Annotated in this window: 18 protein-coding genes and 1 pseudogene; 8 read left to right on the top strand and 11 right to left on the bottom strand. The window is 44.5% G+C overall.

Annotation, left to right across the window (positions count from 1 at the left end; all coding sequences use genetic code 11):
• Window position 1: 1 nt before the first annotated feature.
• The 4 genes and pseudogenes from P4S59_RS23180 to malK form a co-directional block, all read right to left on the bottom strand.
• On the bottom strand, window positions 2-535 hold the full coding sequence (locus P4S59_RS23180) for a polysaccharide biosynthesis/export family protein (protein ID WP_005392485.1): 534 nt from the start codon (window positions 533-535) through the stop codon (window positions 2-4).
• Between the two features lie 12 nt (window positions 536-547).
• Window positions 548-1753 carry an outer membrane beta-barrel protein gene (locus tag P4S59_RS23175; RefSeq protein WP_337169137.1) on the bottom strand — a complete coding sequence of 402 codons (1206 nt, stop codon included), beginning with the start codon at window positions 1751-1753 and terminating at the stop codon, window positions 548-550.
• A 10-nt stretch (window positions 1754-1763) separates the two neighbouring features.
• Window positions 1764-3163: pseudogene (locus tag P4S59_RS23170) on the bottom strand (undecaprenyl-phosphate glucose phosphotransferase).
• 423 nt (window positions 3164-3586) lie between these two features.
• Window positions 3587-4705 (bottom strand): maltose/maltodextrin ABC transporter ATP-binding protein MalK, encoded by a 1119-nt coding sequence (gene malK, locus P4S59_RS23165; RefSeq protein WP_005375271.1) that lies wholly within the window; start codon window positions 4703-4705, stop codon window positions 3587-3589.
• A 672-nt stretch (window positions 4706-5377) separates the two neighbouring features.
• On the opposite strand from malK, the gene malE reads away from it, so the two are divergent.
• From malE to malG, 3 genes are all read left to right on the top strand, one after another.
• A complete protein-coding gene (gene malE, locus P4S59_RS23160; protein ID WP_005375272.1) occupies window positions 5378-6556 on the top strand; it encodes a maltose/maltodextrin ABC transporter substrate-binding protein MalE in 1179 nt (392 codons plus the stop codon).
• A gap of 79 nt (window positions 6557-6635) precedes the next feature.
• Window positions 6636-8210, top strand: coding sequence for a maltose ABC transporter permease MalF (malF, locus tag P4S59_RS23155; protein ID WP_031780258.1), 1575 nt, complete (start codon window positions 6636-6638; stop codon window positions 8208-8210).
• A gap of 12 nt (window positions 8211-8222) precedes the next feature.
• The gene (malG, locus tag P4S59_RS23150; RefSeq protein WP_005375275.1) at window positions 8223-9113 is read left to right on the top strand and encodes a maltose ABC transporter permease MalG; all 891 of its coding nucleotides are present in this window, start codon (window positions 8223-8225) and stop codon (window positions 9111-9113) included.
• A gap of 362 nt (window positions 9114-9475) precedes the next feature.
• Here the strand turns inward: malG and P4S59_RS23145 are convergent, their stop codons facing one another.
• The 3 genes from P4S59_RS23145 to P4S59_RS23135 form a co-directional block, all read right to left on the bottom strand.
• Window positions 9476-9721, bottom strand: a complete 246-nt coding sequence (locus tag P4S59_RS23145) for a hypothetical protein (RefSeq protein WP_005375277.1) — start codon at window positions 9719-9721, stop codon at window positions 9476-9478.
• 171 nt (window positions 9722-9892) lie between these two features.
• Window positions 9893-10378, bottom strand: coding sequence for an acyl-CoA thioesterase (locus P4S59_RS23140; RefSeq protein ID WP_005375279.1), 486 nt, complete (start codon window positions 10376-10378; stop codon window positions 9893-9895).
• Window positions 10379-10523: 145 nt separating this feature from the next.
• Window positions 10524-11429 (bottom strand): DMT family transporter, encoded by a 906-nt coding sequence (locus P4S59_RS23135; protein WP_074189861.1) that lies wholly within the window; start codon window positions 11427-11429, stop codon window positions 10524-10526.
• Between the two features lie 98 nt (window positions 11430-11527).
• Here P4S59_RS23135 and P4S59_RS23130 point away from each other — a divergent pair, with 98 nt between their 5' ends.
• Window positions 11528-12316 carry an AraC family transcriptional regulator gene (locus P4S59_RS23130; protein ID WP_048625321.1) on the top strand — a complete coding sequence of 263 codons (789 nt, stop codon included), beginning with the start codon at window positions 11528-11530 and terminating at the stop codon, window positions 12314-12316.
• On the opposite strand, the gene P4S59_RS23125 is transcribed toward P4S59_RS23130, so the two are convergent.
• Window positions 12311-13228, bottom strand: a complete 918-nt coding sequence (locus tag P4S59_RS23125; RefSeq protein WP_337169136.1) for a M14 family metallopeptidase — start codon at window positions 13226-13228, stop codon at window positions 12311-12313. The genes P4S59_RS23130 and P4S59_RS23125 overlap by 6 nt on opposite strands.
• 172 nt (window positions 13229-13400) lie before the next feature.
• Here P4S59_RS23125 and P4S59_RS23120 point away from each other — a divergent pair, with 172 nt between their 5' ends.
• A complete protein-coding gene (locus P4S59_RS23120) occupies window positions 13401-14306 on the top strand; it encodes a DUF808 domain-containing protein (protein ID WP_337169135.1) in 906 nt (301 codons plus the stop codon).
• 98 nt (window positions 14307-14404) lie between these two features.
• On the opposite strand, the gene pyrC is transcribed toward P4S59_RS23120, so the two are convergent.
• Window positions 14405-15433, bottom strand: coding sequence for a dihydroorotase (gene pyrC / locus P4S59_RS23115; protein ID WP_257887347.1), 1029 nt, complete (start codon window positions 15431-15433; stop codon window positions 14405-14407).
• A gap of 155 nt (window positions 15434-15588) precedes the next feature.
• Complete coding sequence (locus P4S59_RS23110) at window positions 15589-15753, bottom strand: YqaE/Pmp3 family membrane protein (protein WP_005375297.1); 165 nt, start codon at window positions 15751-15753, stop codon at window positions 15589-15591.
• A 268-nt stretch (window positions 15754-16021) separates the two neighbouring features.
• On the opposite strand from P4S59_RS23110, the gene P4S59_RS23105 reads away from it, so the two are divergent.
• The gene (locus P4S59_RS23105; protein ID WP_104973048.1) at window positions 16022-17839 is read left to right on the top strand and encodes a hybrid-cluster NAD(P)-dependent oxidoreductase; all 1818 of its coding nucleotides are present in this window, start codon (window positions 16022-16024) and stop codon (window positions 17837-17839) included.
• An 82-nt stretch (window positions 17840-17921) separates the two neighbouring features.
• On the opposite strand, the gene nadE is transcribed toward P4S59_RS23105, so the two are convergent.
• Entirely contained in the window at window positions 17922-18752 is an 831-nt protein-coding gene (nadE, locus tag P4S59_RS23100; RefSeq protein WP_006742205.1) for an ammonia-dependent NAD(+) synthetase, read from the bottom strand.
• A 177-nt stretch (window positions 18753-18929) separates the two neighbouring features.
• Between nadE and P4S59_RS23095 the strand changes: the two genes are divergently transcribed.
• Both P4S59_RS23095 and P4S59_RS23090 read left to right on the top strand, forming a co-directional pair.
• Entirely contained in the window at window positions 18930-19463 is a 534-nt protein-coding gene (locus P4S59_RS23095; RefSeq protein WP_104973047.1) for a nicotinate-nicotinamide nucleotide adenylyltransferase, read from the top strand.
• A 14-nt stretch (window positions 19464-19477) separates the two neighbouring features.
• Window positions 19478-19960 (top strand): hypothetical protein, encoded by a 483-nt coding sequence (locus P4S59_RS23090; RefSeq protein ID WP_006742203.1) that lies wholly within the window; start codon window positions 19478-19480, stop codon window positions 19958-19960.
• Window positions 19961-19962: the final 2 nt, after the last annotated feature.

Genomic DNA, 19962 nt, shown 5'->3' with positions numbered 1-19962 from the left:
CTTAAAAGAAGCTCTGGTCGATAAATACAATGTCACCAGGCTCAACGTTGCGGTGCATACTGACACCCTCTATCGTTTGACCCGTTTTATGTTTGGTGAGGTTAATGCCTTTGCGTGAGGCTCGGTCGGTCAAGCCACCAGCTAAAGCGATCGCCTTTTCGATAGTTAATCCTGGTCGATATTCAAATCCACCTGGTTTCCTGACTTCGCCATTGACATAAAACAGACGAAAGTTATTGATGGTGACCATCACTTTTGGGTTGATGAGATAATCGCCTTTTAAGCCCGTTTCTATTTCGTACTTGAGTTGTTTCGGTGTTTTTTTGATTGCTTTGATTCGGCCAAGGTAGGGGTAATCAAAATAGCCATCTGACGTTATTAGAATATTTTTAATCGTAAGATCTTCTTCACCGTAGACCTGCACGGAAATGGTATCGCCCGTGTCGAGTAAGTAATCTTCCTCGTTTGAGTCAGCGTTGACCAAGGTGCTAAATAGCAACAACGCTACACTCATGAATGTGATGAATGCCTTCATTAATAATCCTTTTTACAGAGAAAACTGTGCGCTTAAAGTCCAAATGTTCTGTTCGAAGCTATAACCTGGTCGGTTAGAGGTTTTATCTTGGTATTGCCAGTCGGCTTGCAGCTGTATCCAGCGTTTAATTTGATAATCGATACCAAAAGATAGGGTGTAGCGATCGTCGTTTCTGGTGATTCCCGTGTAATCATCTTGTTGATAAATAGCACCTAAGCGAGTTGCAAGGTAACTACTCCAATCGTGCTTGAGGTTCAGTCGGTAACGAGTTTGTAGGTTGTAATCGCCATCTTGATCAGGGTTAACCGCCGCTTGAGTGGTTTTCACGCTGACTAGAGTTTGTTCTTGAGGCAACCATTCAAAGCCGATATCCCAACTGAACCCTTTAAATGTCTCTCGTTGAGCGCTGTCAAAATCTTTGATTTGATAACCGAGTCGAGCGATGCCTTTGGTTTTTCCTGTGACTTCCCATTCGGCACCGGTGTAATAGAAACTGGTGCTATTATCTTTGGAAGGAAGAGCAGAATTTCTGTGTTGATAGTCGGTTACTATTTGTTTTGTCCCAACCAACCAATAGGTTCTTGGCGTCGCCCTTAAATAGAATTCCAAGTGTGCATTGGGAGCTCGAAAATCGTTGTATTTTGTTTTAGCGTTTGGGCGCCCAGGCAAGCCGTCACGATAGTTTTGATAGGTTTTATCACTGTAGCCTAAACCAAATTCGAGTCTGCCTTTTGCACCGTTAGAGCCAAAAACATAATTGGTTTTGATATCGTTACGGTTGAACTCAATTGGTGAGTCTATTGCGCTACCATTACCTTCGGTAATGTCTTCCCCTCTAATTTCATGCTGGGCGCGAAAGCGATAATCAACCACTAAACGATGACGATGATTGAACTCAAAAAAGTTGGAAAACTGAAAGGTATGATCGTCGAAGTCGTTGCGGTCATCGGATGAAAAACCTGTTTTCAACTTGTATAAAATATCTGCGCGATAGCGATTCCTTTCTATACGTGCTAATAAGCTTGGCTCTATACCCCAAATATTGACCGATTCTACATTGCCGGATTCCTCCGCTTTGTTGATGTTGTCATCGCCCTCGTAGAAAGTTCTTACAAGGGGAATAAACTCAATGCCAGACTTGGTTTGGTAAGCCATCGGTTCTGCGAGTAAGCCAGTTGAAAACAGACTCAATGCTATTGCCATTGTCAGTTTCTTCATAATCTCAACCTTAGTAAGCGTTAGCACCAGTGAACCCTTTGAATACGGTCATGAAGATGATTTTGATGTCCATCCAAACTGACCAGTGGTGGATGTAATCCAAATCAAACTCGACTCTCTTTTCCATTTTTTCTAAGGTGTCTGTTTCGCCGCGATAGCCATTAATTTGCGCCCAGCCAGTAATGCCTGGTTTTACTTTGTGACGTAGCATGTAGCGGTCAACAATCTGGCGATACTCTTCATTGTGTGCCACGGCATGAGGACGTGGACCAACAATAGACATGGTCCCTTGCAGTACATTGATAAATTGAGGCAGTTCGTCCAAAGAGGTACGACGCAGAAAACCACCAAAAGGCGTAATGCGTGGGTCGTTCTTTGTCGCCTGTTTCACGTGAGGGCCTTGATCCATAGTGGTCATTGAACGGAATTTCCAGACTTCAATCTTGCGTCCATCGAGGCCGTAACGATGCTGTTTAAAAATGACCGGACCTTTAGAGGTCAGCTTAATGCCAATCGCAATTGTGAGCAGGACTGGAGAAATCAAGGCTAAAATAATGCTCGAAAACAAGATGTCTTCAAACCGTTTTACCCAGGAAGAAATTCCAGCAAATGGCGTATCAAATACGCTGAGCGTTTGAACTTGGCCGATTTGCGCCCAACGAGAATGCAAAAGGTTATAGGTAAAGAAGTCGGGAATCAGATACGTATTTGCGGTGGTGTCTGAGAATTGGTTAAGAAGCGATGCAATACGTTCTTTTGCGTGCATTGGCATTGCGATATAGACGTAATCCACTTCTCCTTTTTTGGCTCGCTCAAGAGCGTGGTCAACTGCCCCTTTAATAGGGTAAGCAGAATTTGGCAATCTGTCGGAAGAACGCTCATCGTAAAAGCCATCAAAAAGTACACCGTGTTCAGTGTGGTTTTGAATTTCGTTAGCAAGGGTAATGCCGTGAGGAGTTTGGCCGATGATGATCGCAGTACGAGTGTTGAATCCTTTTTTCTTAAATAGGCTAATCCGGTACGGAATGTCACTCGCCATGCCAAAAGTAGAGCGGGCGTAATCGCAAACCACAATGCCAGAATAGTGTTATCAAATAAGTCATAGACTTCCGAAAAATACAGAACAATAAAGATAAGCGCGGAAGTTACTGCCCAGGCCACACAGACAATAATCATCTGCTCTTTAAACGAACTGGTTCGCCAGGAGCGGTACAGGTTGCCGCTTTCTGCCATAAATAGAAAGGAGATGCCTCCAACAAAAGCTAGTATGACGTAATCTTTCCCCATCGCAGTATTCATGTCTTTGAACACTAAAAGCAGCATAAAAGAGACGATGACAGCAAGATCTGAGATGCGATATAAAAAAGCGAACTCCATCTCGTGAGAGCGGATAAGTCCTTTTTGTTTCATGACTCAGTTTCCCTTCTTACACGCTACCGCCCTTGGGTGTCTCCCCCAATTGCCGTGTCGTGAGCGTTATTAGTAGTTGGTGAACAGAGCATTCTGTTGAATGCTTCTGAGTTTTTTGTCACGTGTAATTTCGTTGATAAGTGTAAAAATTTGCGTTGTTGAGGTAAGTGGAAATAAGAATGAAATTTAGACCTTTGGCTAAGTTTGGCGGGTTAGGAAAAAGCTGGTACTTACTCATGAGGGATGAGGAAAAGTATTAAAAATGAAGTATCAGTACAAAGACAATGGTTTATGTAAAGGTAGAAGAAACGGGTGATCTTATTCGTTAACGATTAATGATTTAGTATCGAATTACTTATATTTATTAGGATAAAAAAATCCCTCTCAAGTGAGAGGGATTTATTGTGAATCAGGACGAATGAATTATTCGACTTCTACGCCGTTTTCTTTGTATAGGCGGCGGCATGCACGACCATCACTGTGGAACAGGTGACAACGGTGTGCTGGAATACCAATCTCGATTTTATCGCCGGTATCGACTGCGAGCGTGTCAGGCTGACGGAAAATAACGTCCGCGTCCGCACCTTCTAGGTTTAGGTATACTTGAGTTTCGTTACCTAGCTTCTCAACAATCATCACTTCACCGTGAATGCTTGCATCAGCTTCAGAAGCGGATAATAGGTGCTCAGGGCGAATGCCTAAAGACATGCGGTCGCCACGGTTAACAGTCGTGCCATCCACTGGAATCCAGAAAGATACACCATTAGATAGTTGAACTTTGACGCGCTCTGCTTCTACTTCATCAATGAATACGCTCATGAAGTTCATTTTCGGAGAGCCGATAAAGCCTGCTACAAAGCGGTTTTGTGGGTAATGGTAAAGCTCAAGCGGCTTACCAACTTGCGATACATAACCGCCGTCTAGTACAACGATTTTATCTGCCATTGTCATTGCTTCTACCTGATCGTGCGTTACGTAGATCATGGTACAACCAAGTTGACGTTGTAGCTTAGTGATTTGCGCACGCATGTTTACACGCAGTGCGGCATCCAAGTTTGATAGTGGTTCATCCAGAAGGAATACATTAGGTTGCGATACCAGTGTTCGACCGATAGCCACACGTTGACGCTGACCACCTGAAAGCGCTTTTGGTTGGCGTTCAAGTAAGTGGCCTAGTTGTAGGATTTCTGCAGCCTGTTCAACACGTTTGTCGATTTCTGCTTTGTCTGCTTTTGCTAATTTTAAGCCAAATGACATGTTGTCATATAAGTTAAGGTGTGGGTAAAGAGCGTAAGACTGGAATACCATACCAACACCACGTTTGGATGGTTCGACGTCATTCATGCGCTGGTCACCAATATACAAATCACCTGAAGTAATGTCTTCAAGACCGGCAATACAACGTAAAAGGGTAGATTTACCACAACCTGATGGACCTACGAAAACAACAAATTCACCTTCGTTGATTGTTAGGTCTACGTTCTTAGAAATCAGTACGTCGCCATACGCTTTACAAACATTTTTTAACGTGACACTCGCCATGTAGCTCGTCCTCGATCAATTTTTTATTATTCACCGCTCATCATTATATGAATTATCTAGCGAGCAGTAACAGTAGGAATCGGTAAGTTATTGCGGTTGGTAAGAAAAGTAGGGTAGCACTTCAATAAAATGTCCTGAATAGAAGTGCTACCCATCATAGCCAAGTACGAGTTTCTCTCCCCCACATTATTCGTGTTGTCTCCCCCGTGAAATAATTACCACAAACAACACCAATAATGACATTCCACTCGTCTGGCAATGCAAAACCAGCAAATCTTTTTCCTAATACGTAGGCACTGCTGGGAAAGGGTTCTTACCATCCACTCTTGGATGACTGAAGTTTGTAAGATTGTGCGAGGTGCGACATCCTCCTAATAGAAATAATTGTAGGGGGAGTAGGTAGGGAGGAGTAAAAAAGGAGGAGGAATAAAGCAGTTGGTCGGAAATCACATTATTGCACCACCTAAAGTTGAAACCGATCACAGGAAGTATCCGTTTTGTGATTTGAGTCTCTTACCCTTGGCGATTTAGATCACGAAAATACGTCATAATTGTAAGGGCGTAGGGATTAGGAGGATGAGACATATTGGATTATTTCAGATGATATATGTCGAAATACGGCTGAACCTCAATGGACTAGCCCTACATCAAAAATATAAAAAGGATACGAACATGAAAAAGTTAAGCGCTGTAGCACTAGGTACTCTTGTTGCTTTGGGTTCTTTTGGTGCTAATGCTGCCATCGAAGAAGGACAACTTACTATCTGGATCAACGGCGACAAAGGTTACAACGGCCTTGCTGAAGTTGGTAAAAAATTCGAAGAAGACACTGGCATTAAAGTGACAGTGGCTCACCCAGATGGCCTTCAAGACAAATTCCCTCAAACTGCAGCGACTGGTGACGGTCCTGACATCGTATTCTGGGCTCACGACCGTTTCGGTGGTTACGCAGAAGCTGGCCTGCTAGCAGAAATTAAACCTTCTAAGAACATTCAAGAAGGTATTGTTGATTTCGCTTGGGATGCAGTACGTTACGACGGCAAATTGATCGGCTACCCAGTTGCGGTTGAGTCTCTATCTCTAATCTACAACAAAGACCTAGTTCCAAACCCACCAAAGTCTTGGGAAGAAGTTGCAGCGCTAGATGCAAAACTTAAAAAAGACGGCAAGTCTGCAATCATGTGGAACCTAAAAGAACCGTACTTCACTTGGCCACTAATGGCTGCTGATGGCGGCTACGCGTTCAAATACACTTCTGAAGGTTACGATGTTAAAGACGCTGGTATCGCGAAAGAAGGCGTTAAAGACGCAATGAGCTTCGTCAAAGGCTTGGTAGACAAAGGCGTAATCTCTGCAGATATGGACTACTCAGTATCTGAGTCTGCATTCAACCAAGGCAAAACAGCGATGACGATCAACGGTCCATGGTCTTGGGGCAACATCGAGAAGTCTGGCGTTAACTACGGCGTGACTACGCTACCTAAGTTCCAAGGTCAATCTTCTAAGCCATTCGTTGGTGTTTTAACGGCTGGTATCAGCACTGCGTCTCCAAACAAAGACCTAGCGGTTGAATTCATTGAGAACTACCTACTAACAAACGACGGCCTACGTATGGTTAACAACGATAAGCCTCTAGGTGCGGTAGCGCTTAACTCGTTCCAACGTGAACTAGATTCAGATACTCGTATCGCTGCGACAATGGACAACGCGATGAATGGCGAAATTATGCCAAACATTCCTCAAATGAACGCATTCTGGGGCGCGGCTAAGAACGCAATCATCAACGTAGTTGATGGTCGTCAAACTGTCGATGCAGCATTGGCAGACGCAGAAAAACAAATGACTAAATAATTAAGTAAGACCTTTTTAAGGAGGGGGCAACTCCTCCTTACTTTTCTATATTTATTCTATATTCGCTAGCAGGTTCCCTATGCAGTCAGTTCAAGGTACAAATGCTATGACAGCACCAGAAGCCAGCCTTCCGAGCAGCAAAAAAGTGTTCATGAAATGGTCACTTTTAGGCACAGTCGGCATTATCAATGGCTACGCAACAATCCTTATGTATTCACGCGGTGAGATTGCGTTTGCACTACTTACGATCATTCTTACCGCTTTAGCGTTGTTCATCTTTGGTAGTAAAAAGACGTACGCACACCGTTACATCTACCCTGGTATCGCAGGGATGATCCTTTTCATTCTTTTCCCTCTGGCGTACACCATAGGTTTGGCGTTTACCAACTACAGCGCGAAAAACCAACTCTCTTTTGATCGTGCGCAGAGCGTACTTTTGGACAGAACTTATCAAAGTGGTGATAGCTACCCGTTCACTTTATATAAAACGGATCAAGGACATCAGCTTGTGGTTGAAAAAGATGGTGAGCTACTTGCTACGCCCACTTTTCAGCTAGATAGCCTTTCAGCATCGGATCTTGACCTATCGCCAATTGAAGAAGCTACGGGCGAGAAAGAATCAATCAAGACGATTGTTAAGAGCCGTAATACGTTGAGCAGTGTTGATTTGCATCTGCCGAGCGGCGAAGACATCCGCATGAGCGGGTTACGTAAGTTTGCGGCAGTTGTGCCTTTGTACACGCTGCAAGAAGACGGCGAAACGCTTTACAACAATCGTACTGAAGAGACGTTACGTCCAAATATGGAAGTAGGTTACTACCAACCTGTCGATGAAAACGGTCAGTTTGTTGGTAGCACAGTGTCTCCTGGCTTTGTGGTGAACATTGGCACACACAACTTTGAGCGTGTGTGGAAAGATGATGGTATCAAAGAGCCGTTTATCAGTATCTTTATCTGGACGATTGTGTTCTCAGCACTCACCGTACTATTTACGCTTGTAATTGGTCTTGTTCTAGCAAGTGTTGTTCAGTGGGAAGCATTAAAAGGCCGTTCGGTTTACCGACTCTTACTGATTCTGCCTTATGCGGTACCGGCGTTTATTTCTATCTTGATCTTTAAAGGTTTGTTTAACCAAAGCTTTGGTGAGATCAACATGCTTCTGGAAGGTTTGTTCGGTATTAGCCCTGCTTGGTTCTCAGACCCGTTCATGGCGAAAACCATGATCCTGATTGTGAACACGTGGCTTGGTTTCCCTTACATGATGATTCTATGTATGGGTCTACTAAAAGCGATTCCTGATGATTTATATGAAGCGTCAGCAATTGATGGTGCGAACTTTATTACTAACTTTACTCGTATCACGCTACCAATGATGTTGAAGCCGTTAACACCGCTGTTGATTGCGAGCTTTGCCTTCAACTTCAACAACTTCGTGCTTATCCAGTTGTTGACAGGCGGTGGTCCAAACATGATTGGTACGTCAGAACCTGCGGGTTACACAGACCTATTGGTAAGTTACACCTACCGAATCGCATTCGAAGGTGCGGGCGGTCAAGACTTCGGTCTAGCAAGTGCAGTAGCAACACTTATCTTCCTATTGGTTGGCGCATTGGCACTTATCAACCTACGCGTAACTAAAGTAGCTCAGGACTAAGGAGAGATTACAATGGCAATGGTACAAGGTAAGTCATTAAAGTATCGTGTTTGGGCTACTCATATTGCGATGTGGGCATTCTTGGCACTGATTATTTTCCCTTTACTGATGATCATCGCGATTTCATTCCGTGAAGGTAACTTTGCAACGGGTAGTCTGATCCCAGACAACCCAACGCTTGATCACTGGAAATTGGCATTAGGTTTCTCGGTGACTAACCCAGACGGTACAGTTACACCGCCACCATTCCCAGTCATGACATGGCTGTGGAACTCAGTAAAAGTGGGTGGTATTTCTGCAATCCTAATCGTGGCGCTATCAACCACATCAGCTTATGCGTTTGCTCGTATGAAGTTCAAAGGTAAGAACACTATCCTAAAAGCGATGATGATCTTCCAAATGTTCCCTGCGGTATTGGCATTGGTTGCTCTATACGCGTTGTTCGACAAATTGGGTCAGTACATTCCTTTCCTTGGTTTGAACACGCACGGTGGCCTGATCTTCGCTTATTTAGGTGGTATCGCCCTGCACGTTTGGACGATTAAAGGCTACTTCGAAAGTATTGACTCTTCGTTAGAAGAAGCGGCGGCACTGGATGGTGCGACACCATGGCAAGCATTCCGTTTGGTATTGCTTCCATTGTCTGTGCCAATCCTAGCGGTAGTATTCATCTTGTCGTTCATCATGGTAATTGGTGAAGTTCCTGTAGCATCACTACTACTTTCTGATGTAGACTCGTACACACTTGCAGTGGGTATGCAGCAATACCTATATCCACAAAACTACTTGTGGGGTGACTTTGCAGCAGCTGCTGTACTTTCAGCAGTGCCAATCACTGCCGTATTCTTACTTGCTCAACGCTGGTTGGTTGGTGGTCTAACCGCTGGTGGTGTGAAAGGATAATCTCTTGTGGTCTGAGATTGATAAGAATAACTAGAAAAGGGCGACCACATGGTCGCCCTTATACGTAGCACGGATATTACAATTTTGGTTTGGCCGCCGATCAGTAATATCTTGGCTTTTATTGGCGTTACGCATAGCTGGCTGTTAGCTTAGTTCCTTACGATTCAATCACTAACAGTTTTTGTAACCATAACCTGAGTTTTGACTCAGGTTTTTTTATACCTGTTAAATACAGTTGTTCAATAAGCAGGTAAAGATTAGCTGCTTTGCAATGGATTACACAGGGCTAGGAGAATGCCCTGCGTAGCACTTCACATAAATAACCTGAGTTCAGGTATCAGTAAAATTGAGGTAGGTAAGGATTAAAACTCTCGACTGGAGGGGGCACATCCAACGTATTGAAGCAGCGTGTATAAGCTTTCTTGCTGTAGTGCGACGCGACGAAATAAATTTGCAAAGGTGACATCACCGCCAAAGCAGGTTTGAATGTAATGGTTAATTTCTGTTTCGTTATACCCCTCGACGTACATGGTTCTTACCCACTGGTACTCGACCGCTTTTAAATTGGTCAACGTCTCTTCACTTAAGGTCGTTTCTTTTAGTCTCAAGATCCAAACTCTATCCAACTCCAAAATAGTGGATGGATTTAAGCAAAGCTAGGTGAAGGATTTATGACAGAGGAGGCCGAGTGTGAAGCAAATGGCAAAACCATGATGTTGCTCCACACTCTGGTTATAAGTAACGTTGAGGTAGTCAATAGCGTTCTTAACGGAGGTAGGTTACTTGAGATACTTTACGTGCGCTTCCATTTCTTCCCCAATCTCTTTACGCATGTTCATAAGACGGATAGCGGATTGCTCTAAGGCTTTGTCTTCATCTGACTCTGGAATCCATTTCGGTACATCGGTTGGTTTTCCGTTTTCATCTACAGCAACCATGATAACGATACAGTGAGTGGTGAGTCTGTTTTTCATTTGCTTTGGGTCACTGGCTTGCACGTCAATCGCGATGTGCATTGAGCTTCGTCCGGTATAAATGACTTTCGCGCTAACTTCGACTAAGTTGCCGACATGAATCGGCGCAACAAAACGAATACCACCTGCGTATGCAGTAATGCAATACTTGCCACTCCACGCTGCAGAGCAGGCGTAGGCTGCTAAGTCGATCCATTTCATTACGGCGCCGCCGTGCACTTTTCCGCCGAAATTGACGTCACTGGGTTCTGCTAAAAAGCGAAGGGTAATGTCTCTTTGACCACTGCTCATCTGTCTTTCCTTGATGGGTTATTGTTTTCCCAATTTAGCAGCAAGATGAATTTTCGGGAATAGAGAATGAAACAAAATATTAACTTTTATTCGAACGCTAAAAACAAAAAGCCACAGCGTAGTTCTGTGGCTTGGGGAACTGGGATTAATTGGCGGTGGAGGCAATCTCGGAATTGGGCAATGGCTTTCTGTGTCGTATTTTTATTTGCGACAGGATAACGCCAGAGATGACTAACAGTCCGCCAATAATGTGGTAAGCGTAAATTTTCTCACCAATCAACGTTGAAGCAAGTACGACAGAAACCACGGGCATTAAGTTCATGAACATGGCACTTGAATCAGCGCCAATTGAATCGATCGCTTTCACCCACATTAACGGCGCAAAAATGGAAGCCGCAATGCCAGCATAGGCGATTAATGGTAGCGCGTCTTGGCTTGGTAACAGTTGCTCACTAGATAGCCAAAGTGGTGTAAGCATCACAACCGAGAAGAAGCCTTGCATGTAAACCAGAGTCAAACTACTGAAAGGCATCTTCCAGCGTTTTAGCAGCACGCAATAAGCCGCGTATACCATGGCTGCAATCAGCATAAGGCTATCACCTTGGGTCATGTCTTGATGTAAAAAGTAGGTGATATCACCATGACCAAGCATAAACGCCAAGCCGCCGAGCGAAATCACACCACCGACGATACTTAACATTGATACAGACTTGCCTAACAGAGGAACACTTAAAAACACACTGATCAAAGGAACCAAAGAGGTAATCAGTGCCATGTTGGAAGCCGTTGTCGTTAAACCAGCGTAGTAGCCAAGTGATTGGTTGAGCACCATGCCAAGTAACGCAAGAAATGCCAGCTTAGTTAAGTAAGGTCGAATAATGTGTCGTTGTTTGATGATCGCAGGCAGACAAAATGGAGTTAGAAGTACCATTGCGACAAACCAACGATAGAAACTCATCGCACTTGGTTCAATGGCGCTTGCTGCCATCTTATTCACAATTGAGTTACCACCCCAAATCATAACGGTGAAAAACGGAAGTAAATAAATCATGAGAACCCTATAGCACAATTATTGATGGCGCTAGTCTGGCAGGTCTTTATAATAAAAAGTATCTCTTAAAAGACATCGTAAGCGATAGGAAGACAATTTTGAAAAAGAGCGCTAGAAATCTTCATCCCTCATTATCAATCGACCGCGCACCATCGGATGTATTTATGAATTTTGAAGCCTTTCTCTCTAATACAGAAACGCGAATTCATAGCCATCCTTGGGGGCAAGTGCAGCTGATCAGCGGTGGGATCCTAGAGATGGATGCAGAAGATACAAGATTTCTAGCGCCTCCACATCTTGCAATTTGGGTTCCTGCTGGAATCCGTCATACTAGTTACAACCGTAAACCTATCGAATATTGTTCTTTGAACATTGCCCCTGAATTGACGGCGCACTTTCCTACCAAAACGAGTCTGATCAAAGTGACTCCAATCGTGTCGTCCATTATTGAGGACTTTCGCCAACGAGACATTAACGTGGCGCAAAGTGATGAAGACAAGCGCTTGGTCCAGGTGTTATTGGACCAGCTCGCAAAGCAAGAAGTGGAACACCACTTTTTACCAACGACCGATAACAAGTATCTTGAACCGATCTTAAAAGCAGTAGAAGAATCGCCGACGGATGAGATCAGTTTGGCGGAGTGGGCGGAAAAAGTGCATACCACAGAACGCACGTTGGCGAGACACTGTCAGAGTGAGTTGGGCATGAGCTTTACTGAGTGGCGTTTACGTGTGCGTTATTTGCATTCTATGGAGTTGTTGCGTAAAGGGCAGACCGTGAAAGAAGTCGCGCTAACGTTAGGTTATAACCAAGCCAGCCCTTTTATCGCGATGTTCAAGAAATACTCCGGCATGACACCGGAGCAATATAAGAACCGCTTATTATAACTGAGCCAGAACGTAATTCAGACCACCGACCACGGCTGCAACTTGCGCATCGTTGCACTCTTCGTCGGTCACCGTTGGGCTGTCTGGGTACACTTCCGTTGTCGTGCCGTAAACGCAATTTGTTACGCCGCCACACAGACCCAGCTTCACCATTGGGTAGTTGATAACGCCAAACTGTACGACTGGTGAACCAATGATTTCGCCATTTTCATCTGCAGGTGCAATGTGAGTCACTTTCGCAACCGATTCAATCACCGCTTTTTGAAACTCGGGTTGAGGGTTTTCACTATCTCCAACTGTGTAAAAACCGTCTGGGATCATGCCCTCGATGTACTCAATGCCATCACGAGCGGCAAGCGCAGGACGGAACTCTGTTTCATCGGAGTCTGTCGTCTCGTGCAAATCAATGTGCATTAATACATCGCCTAATGTCGCAACGAGCTTCATGAGGTTGGCGGATTCTTCGGCGGGGCTATCCTTATAGAAAGAGCGGTTTGGATCAATCGCGTTTGGATTCCAGCGGTTGATCACCTCGTAACCCCAAGGGCTCACGCAAGGTGCAACGACAATATTGAAATGCTCTGCGTAGCGCTCTGCCTCTGTTTCTACAAACTTTAAAGCGCCATGTACACCGCTGGTTTCATAACCGTGTACGCCGCCTGTGACCAACACAATAGGTTTCGTTGAATCCCAATTGCGTGTTTTGATACAAAACAGAGGGAAACGTGCCTCGTTGTATGAGAGCGCACCATATTGTTCAACATCAAAACGCTCGCGTAGAGCATCGATTTTACTGACGACTTCATCTTGGTAGCTACGTTTTACTTCTTGCGTTGCTAACCAGGTTTTACGTTCTTCTTCGCTCCAAGGTTGGCCAGGGGTACCGATTGGGTAAATGTATCCACTTTTCATCTATACTTTTTCTTTTGACTACTGAAAGGTACCACAAGACTAGACCTGTCTTATCTTAACGGCAATATAAAACACCATTTGGGATAGTATTCTTTGCAAAATCATCACTTTGATGAGTGATTTATTGGTGTTACATTCTGTTACTTACTCAATTTCATATAAGAGACAAAAAATGGCTGGAGCAAGTTTACTCACACTGTTGGATGATATTGCCACGGTACTCGACGATGTCGCCTTAATGTCGAAAATGGCGGCAAAGAAAACCGCAGGTGTGTTGGGTGATGACCTAGCGTTAAACGCTCAACAAGTGTCTGGTGTTGCATCTGAGCGAGAAATTCCAGTGGTTTGGGCGGTTGCGAAAGGCTCGTTCAAAAACAAATTGATTTTAGTTCCTTCAGCATTGCTAATTAGCGCGATTATTCCATGGCTTATCATGCCACTATTGCTAATTGGCGGCTTGTTTCTCTGCTTTGAAGGGGCAGAAAAGGTGCTTGAGAAAGTATTCCCTCACTCCCATCCGCACGAAGAAAAAGAAGAGTTAGTTAATACTGGCGAGTCGATAGAAGAGTATGAAAAACGCAAAGTTGCTGGTGCGATTCGAACGGACTTTATTCTTTCAGCGGAAATCATTGTGATTGCGTTGGGTACCGTGACTGGGGCGAGCCTTGTGACGCAAATCTTAGTGGTGAGCTTAATTGCAGTCATCATGACCATTGGTGTTTATGGCTTAGTAGCAGGCATCGTGAAATTGGATGACTTGGGCTTCTACCTTGAAATTCGCTCAAAAGGTAAGGGCTGGATGGCGAAAGTCGGCAGTGCTTTAGTTGCTTTTGCACCAAAGCTGATGAAGTTGTTAACGATTGTGGGTACTGCCGCGATGTTTTTAGTCGGTGGGGGGATTGTAGTGCACAACGTGCCTGTCATTCATCACTTTGTAGAGCCGATTATTATGAACTTTAGTGGTCATTCGGTTGCTACAGCGATTCTGCCTATTTTGCTTAACGGTATTATCGGTTTTGTGGCGGGGTTGATTGTGGTTGCTGTGTGGACAGCTGTAGAAAAAATTCGCGGCCACTAGTAATCACAGCCCAAAACAAGACGAGAACAACAAGGGTCATGACTTCTTTTCACAGAAAGGCATGACCCTCTTTTATGGATGGAACGTCAATAAAGTACTTACTTCACTTTCCATTCGATCTGTTCATTTGCTCGAATAGGCACAACGATATCATTGCCAAATGGCATCGTTTCCGGCACATCCCAAGCGGATTTTTCTAACGTTACCGTATCTGTGTTGCGCGCAATGCCGTAAAAATCAGGACCATTGAAGCTTGCAAACGCTTCCAAGTTTTCCAGCTTGCCTTCATTCTCGAATACTTCTGCATAAAGCTCTAGCGCTGCGTGTGCGGTGTAAGAACCAGCACAACCGCAAGCTGACTCTTTTGCCCCTTTCGCATGTGGCGCAGAGTCGGTACCTAGGAAGAACTTCTTGCTACCACTGGTTGCAGCTTCGATCAGCGCTTGCTGGTGGGTGCTGCGCTTAAGAATTGGCAAACAGTAGAAATGAGGCTTAATACCACCCACAAGCATATGGTTACGGTTGAAAAGAAGGTGGTGAGCAGTGATGGTAGCAGCTACGTTATCTGAGGCGTTATTAACGAAGTCTGCTGCGTCGGCAGTGGTGATGTGTTCTAGAACGATTTTAAGATTAGGGAAGTCATTGACGATGGGAGCGAGGACAGTATCAAGGAATTCTTTCTCTCGGTCGAAGATATCAACATCGTGATGTGTTACTTCGCCATGAACCAAAAGTAACATTCCGACTTCTTCCATCGCTTCGAGAACGTGGTAAATGTTCTTCGCATTGGTCACACCGGAATCTGAGTTTGTGGTAGCGCCTGCAGGATAAAGCTTGGCAGCAACAATGTTTCCGGTGGCTTTAGCCTTACGTATTTCATCTGGTGTGGTGTTGTCTGTGAGGTAAAGCGCCATCAAAGGTTCAAACTGCTCGCCATGTTGCTCTTTTAGAATTCGGTCACGGTAGGCTAGGGCGAGCTCAGTTGTAGTAACTGGTGGGACGGTATTTGGCATGATCAGCGCACGGCCATTGTAGCGGCTGATGTCGCGAACGGTGTCTTTAAGAACTTCCCCATCGCGTAAGTGAACGTGCCAGTCGTCAGGACGAGTGATTGTCAGTGTTGTCATTAATTGCTCCCACCATTGAAAAGTTGTCTGATTGGAGCCCAAGCGCCGTATTTGCTTTTGAGCAAACGCTTGCGCTTAGGCGACAGGATGATAGAGGAATTGCCCTCACATTTCATCCCATTTTTCACTTTTCTACAGAGTGAGAGTGTAAGTGATTACTTCATTGTTAACCAAAGCGCGTGGATCGTACCTGGTAGAAAGAAGAAACACGTCAAGATTAGGTTAATCAAAAAGTCTTTATTTAGACCTTTCTCCATAAACACCGCGACAGGCGGAAGAAAGATACATAACAAAATCAGAACCAGTTTTCTTGTATCCATAATTAAGCTCCAAATCAATAAATGGGGGCAGTGATAACTCAGATGAATTATGTGTGCCGTATCACACTTTATCAAACGGTATTTGGTCAGAACGATGTTAAAAAACGCGAATGTTGAGTGTAGTAAATACTTGTCGCTCAAACCAAATTTATAAGAATAGCATTCAGAAAAAATTGAGTTGGATGAAGCGGCAATAGACTCTGCACCTTAATGTGATTTGGGTATACAATACTGCAACAAATAAAAAACACCCTGTAGGAAGAAGGCTATGTCGCAACCCATTTTGTCCCAAATTAATGTTTTTCCGGTTAAGTCAGTTGGCGGATTATCGCTGTCGTCAGTATGGGTTGAGAAGCAAGGATTGAGCTTCGATCGTCGTTTTATGATTGCGAAAGCTGATGGCGCTATGATTACCGCGAGAAAGTATCCGCAAATGGTAACCATTAAGTCCGCCTTATTGTCCGATGGAGTGGTGTTTAGCAGTTTGGGGATGGAGCCGCTTAAAATCCGTTACCAAGATTTCAAAATGCAGGAGACACCTGCAACGGTTTGGAAAGATACGTTTACTGCCTATACCACGACAGATGATGCAGATGACTGGTTTAGTCGTGTGTTGGGGCAGCGCGTTGAGTTGTTGTTTAGTGGTGAGCAATCGAATCGTGTCCGTGAAAAGCTAGGTCAAAACGTCAGTTTTGCTGATGGTTATCCGGTTTTAGTGATCAGCCAAGCTTCACTTGATGAGCTGAACCGAAGAAGTTCAGAGCTACATTCAATGGATCAGTTTCGTACTAACTTAGTTGTCTCTGATACCAAGCCGTTTGAAGAAGATTCATGGAAGCGCATACGAATCGGTGAGGTAGAGTTTGAGTCTCTCAAACCTTGCGAGCGCTGTATCCTGACTACGGTGAATACCCAAAGAGGCACATTCCGTGAGAGCAAAGAGCCGCTCAAAACCTTGCAACAGTTCCGTGCAAACGATGTCGGTGGTGTGTTCTTTGGCCAGAATCTTGTCGCGCGAAATGAAGGCATTATTCGTCAAGGCGATAAAGTTGAAGTATTGGAGTACAAAGAGCCGGAGTTTTACGCAGATAACTCGCCAGTGCGCATGACGTTAACATGTGTTGAGCGTGAAGAAATCGCCCAAGACTTCGTGACCTTATGGTTAGAACCAAACAAAGGTTCTTTACCTAATTACTTGCCAGGACAACACCTGCCAATAGAAGTGAATATTGATGGTAAGAAAGTAGGTCGACGCTATACGCTATCATCCAGTCCGTCTCGTCCGGGTCGCTATGCTATTTCTGTTAAGCGTATTGCAGGTGGAAGAGTCTCTAATTCGCTCTTAGACAATTTACAAGTCGGTGATGTTTTAGAGGCAGAACAACCTGATGGCCAGTTCCACCTAAAAACTCATGAAGCGCAGCCTCTATTGTTACTCTCTGCAGGCAGTGGAGTAACACCAATGCTATCGATGGTACGTTACTTAGCGGATCACAATCAGTTGGAGAACGTGGTTTTCTACCATCAATGTCGTACCGAAAATGATATTCCTTGTCGCTCTGAGTTGGAGCAGTTAAAGCGTAAGCACCCGGGGTTAGAAGTGAAAATCTGCTTGACGCAGCCTGCCGTTGATTGGTTTGGGTTAAAAGGGCGTTTAAGTTTGTCACACATTAAGCAAATCAAAGATATTGAACAGCGCCAAGTGTTTGTGTGTGGTCCTGATGGTTTTATGGAGAAAGCGAAAAATCTCCTACTAAGAAAAGGGCTGCCAGAAGAAAACTACCATCAAGAAGCGTTTGGCGTATCTTCAGTCACTTCAAGACCAGAGAAGAGCATAGCGATCGATTTTAATGGGACGAAAGTTGTAGGGAATAATCAGAAAACGTTGTTAGATCAGCTTGAAGACGCAGGGAAGGTTGTTAGCAATAGCTGCCGTGCTGGCTTATGCGGAGCGTGTAAGGTTCAGCTTACGTCGGGTCAAGTACATCATCCGGACGTGCCTGCGTTGACAGATGAGGAACGTGCGATGGGAACCGTATTGGCGTGTTGTGCTGTTCCAGAGACGGACGTGACGGTAACAAACTAAGCGAGAAGGCTCCCCGGTTCTCAATAAAAACGCTGCTAACTTTAGCAGCGTTTTGAGTTTAAAAGTGAACGGAAAATATCGCTTAGTCGTAAATCGTCGGGATTGGCTGACGTTTGTGCTGCGTTGCTTTGTAAATCGCTACCAGACGATCACTCACTTGCTGCGGAACGGGTTTGCCTTCTAAGAAGTCATCGATCTGTTCATAAGTTAAGTTCAGAGCATCTTCATCTGCTTTTTGCGGCTCTAGTTCTTCTAGATCTGCCGTTGGTACTTTCTTAACAAGTAGTTCTGGTGCGCCTAATGTTGCAGCCAACTCGCGGACTTGACGTTTGCTTAAACCAAATAGAGGGGCAAGGTCGCACGCGCCGTCACCAAACTTAGTGTAAAAACCGGTGATGTTCTCTGCTGAGTGGTCTGTTCCCAATACTAAGCCGCCAACGTAACCAGCGATTTCATATTGTGCAATCATACGAGCTCGCGCTTTTACGTTACCTTTTACGAAATCAATTTTGTCGGCTTCAGTCGGAAGCAGGCCCGTCCCTTGCAATGCGGTATCAGTCGCCGCATGCAAACCGTCAACACCATCTTTAATGTTCACAGACACAGAGTGTGTTGGCTTGATGAAAGAGAGTGCCAGTTGCGCTTCATCTTCATCTTTTTGCTCACCGTAAGGCAGACGTACTGCGATAAACTGATATTTGTCAGTACCAGATTCCGCATTCAATTGTTCTACTGCAAGCTGGGCAAGGCGACCTAACGTGGTTGAGTCAACACCGCCACTAATGCCAAGCACGAGTGACTTACAACCTGCTTCTTGTAGCTTACGCTTAATAAAAGCAATACGGCGTTCAATTTCAAAATGCGGATCAATTGAAGGGAGTACACGCATTTCATCACGGATGGATTGTTCCATTTAGGGTTCCTTTTCCTGCAAATATTTCAGACACCAAAGCCCGCTTGCTCAAATGGTGATAAACCATGCAATTGAGACTGATAAACACGACTTTAGGGTCAAAAGCTGTAAAGATTAGTAGTATCATACCGAAATCATCAGATTAGAAAACTCTCTTCAACCAGGTAATCACCGGATATGAAAAAAATCGCCATTTTTGGTAGTGCATTTAACCCACCTAGTTTAGGGCATAAAAGTGTTATTGAGTCATTGAGCCACTTTGACCTTGTGCTACTTGAACCTAGCATTGCACACGCTTGGGGCAAGAATATGCTCGATTACCCAACTCGGTGCAAAATGGTTGATGCATTCATCAAAGATATGGGGCTTTCTAATGTTCAGCGTTCTGATGCAGAGCAAGCTTTATACCAACCCGGACAAAGTGTGACAACCTATGCGTTGTTAGAAAAAATTCAAGAAATCTACCCAACAGCCGATATAACTTTTGTCATAGGTCCTGATAATTTCTTCAAATTTGCTAAATTTAGTAGAGCAGACGAGATTATGGAACGTTGGACTGTTATGGCGTGCCCTGAAAAAGTAAAAGTCAGAAGCACGGATATACGTAACGCATTGGTTACGGGTGAAGACATAAACGCCTACACAACCCCGTCCGTTTGTGAATTGTTGCTTAACGAAGGCTTATACAAAGAAACATTATCTGGGAACTGAGAGGTCAGATTTTCATGGTCAGATTAGCCGTATTTAGTGCATGTGCGCTGCTTGTGGTCACACAAGCTCATTCTGCGTGTAACTATTTTTCTGATCGTTCTGTTGTGTTTGAAGATAACACCCTTCCTATCTGTGAAGAAATTTTAGATTCCATTGGCGTATTAAGTACGGATGCGTTGATTTGGTATGCTGCGGAAGCGAAATTCGAAGGGCCAACAGAAAACTATTGGGAAGAGTGGGCGATTAAGCCGGAAGACACACCACTCCTAACCCAAAATCTAGAAAAGAATTATTTTGGGCTTGGTTTTTGGATGCCGGAAGAGCTCCGAGACGAAGAGAGCAAAATGGACACAGAAGAGTGGCTCCGTAGTCATGGCCTGATGTTTAGCGTGGGTTTTGGTGATAAATCCGACGGACAGCCAAGAATGCGATTTGATTATCGTTGGCACGAATATTACGACGCTGACTGGATGATGCAGATTGAAGTTCCCTTCTAGTC

Origin of the sequence: Vibrio sp. M60_M70 (assembly GCF_037162085.1) — a bacterium.
Lineage (GTDB): Bacteria > Pseudomonadota > Gammaproteobacteria > Enterobacterales > Vibrionaceae > Vibrio > Vibrio diabolicus.
This window is presented reverse-complemented; position numbering and strand designations above follow the sequence as displayed.

Excerpts from the sequence above, each read along its gene's own strand:
- P4S59_RS23180 (WP_005392485.1), bottom strand. The coding sequence starts at position 535 with ATGAAGGCATTCATCACATTCATGAGTGTAGCGTTGTTGCTATTTAGC.
- P4S59_RS23175 (WP_337169137.1), bottom strand. The coding sequence starts at position 1,753 with ATGAAGAAACTGACAATGGCAATAGCATTGAGTCTGTTTTCAACTGGC.
- malK (WP_005375271.1), bottom strand. The coding sequence starts at position 4,705 with ATGGCGAGTGTCACGTTAAAAAATGTTTGTAAAGCGTATGGCGACGTA.
- malE (WP_005375272.1), top strand. The coding sequence starts at position 5,378 with ATGAAAAAGTTAAGCGCTGTAGCACTAGGTACTCTTGTTGCTTTGGGT.
- malF (WP_031780258.1), top strand. The coding sequence starts at position 6,636 with ATGCAGTCAGTTCAAGGTACAAATGCTATGACAGCACCAGAAGCCAGC.
- malG (WP_005375275.1), top strand. The coding sequence starts at position 8,223 with ATGGCAATGGTACAAGGTAAGTCATTAAAGTATCGTGTTTGGGCTACT.
- P4S59_RS23140 (WP_005375279.1), bottom strand. The coding sequence starts at position 10,378 with ATGAGCAGTGGTCAAAGAGACATTACCCTTCGCTTTTTAGCAGAACCC.
- P4S59_RS23135 (WP_074189861.1), bottom strand. The coding sequence starts at position 11,429 with ATGATTTATTTACTTCCGTTTTTCACCGTTATGATTTGGGGTGGTAAC.
- P4S59_RS23125 (WP_337169136.1), bottom strand. The coding sequence starts at position 13,228 with ATGAAAAGTGGATACATTTACCCAATCGGTACCCCTGGCCAACCTTGG.
- P4S59_RS23120 (WP_337169135.1), top strand. The coding sequence starts at position 13,401 with ATGGCTGGAGCAAGTTTACTCACACTGTTGGATGATATTGCCACGGTA.
- pyrC (WP_257887347.1), bottom strand. The coding sequence starts at position 15,433 with ATGACAACACTGACAATCACTCGTCCTGACGACTGGCACGTTCACTTA.
- P4S59_RS23110 (WP_005375297.1), bottom strand. The coding sequence starts at position 15,753 with ATGGATACAAGAAAACTGGTTCTGATTTTGTTATGTATCTTTCTTCCG.
- P4S59_RS23105 (WP_104973048.1), top strand. The coding sequence starts at position 16,022 with ATGTCGCAACCCATTTTGTCCCAAATTAATGTTTTTCCGGTTAAGTCA.
- nadE (WP_006742205.1), bottom strand. The coding sequence starts at position 18,752 with ATGGAACAATCCATCCGTGATGAAATGCGTGTACTCCCTTCAATTGAT.
- P4S59_RS23095 (WP_104973047.1), top strand. The coding sequence starts at position 18,930 with ATGAAAAAAATCGCCATTTTTGGTAGTGCATTTAACCCACCTAGTTTA.
- P4S59_RS23090 (WP_006742203.1), top strand. The coding sequence starts at position 19,478 with ATGGTCAGATTAGCCGTATTTAGTGCATGTGCGCTGCTTGTGGTCACA.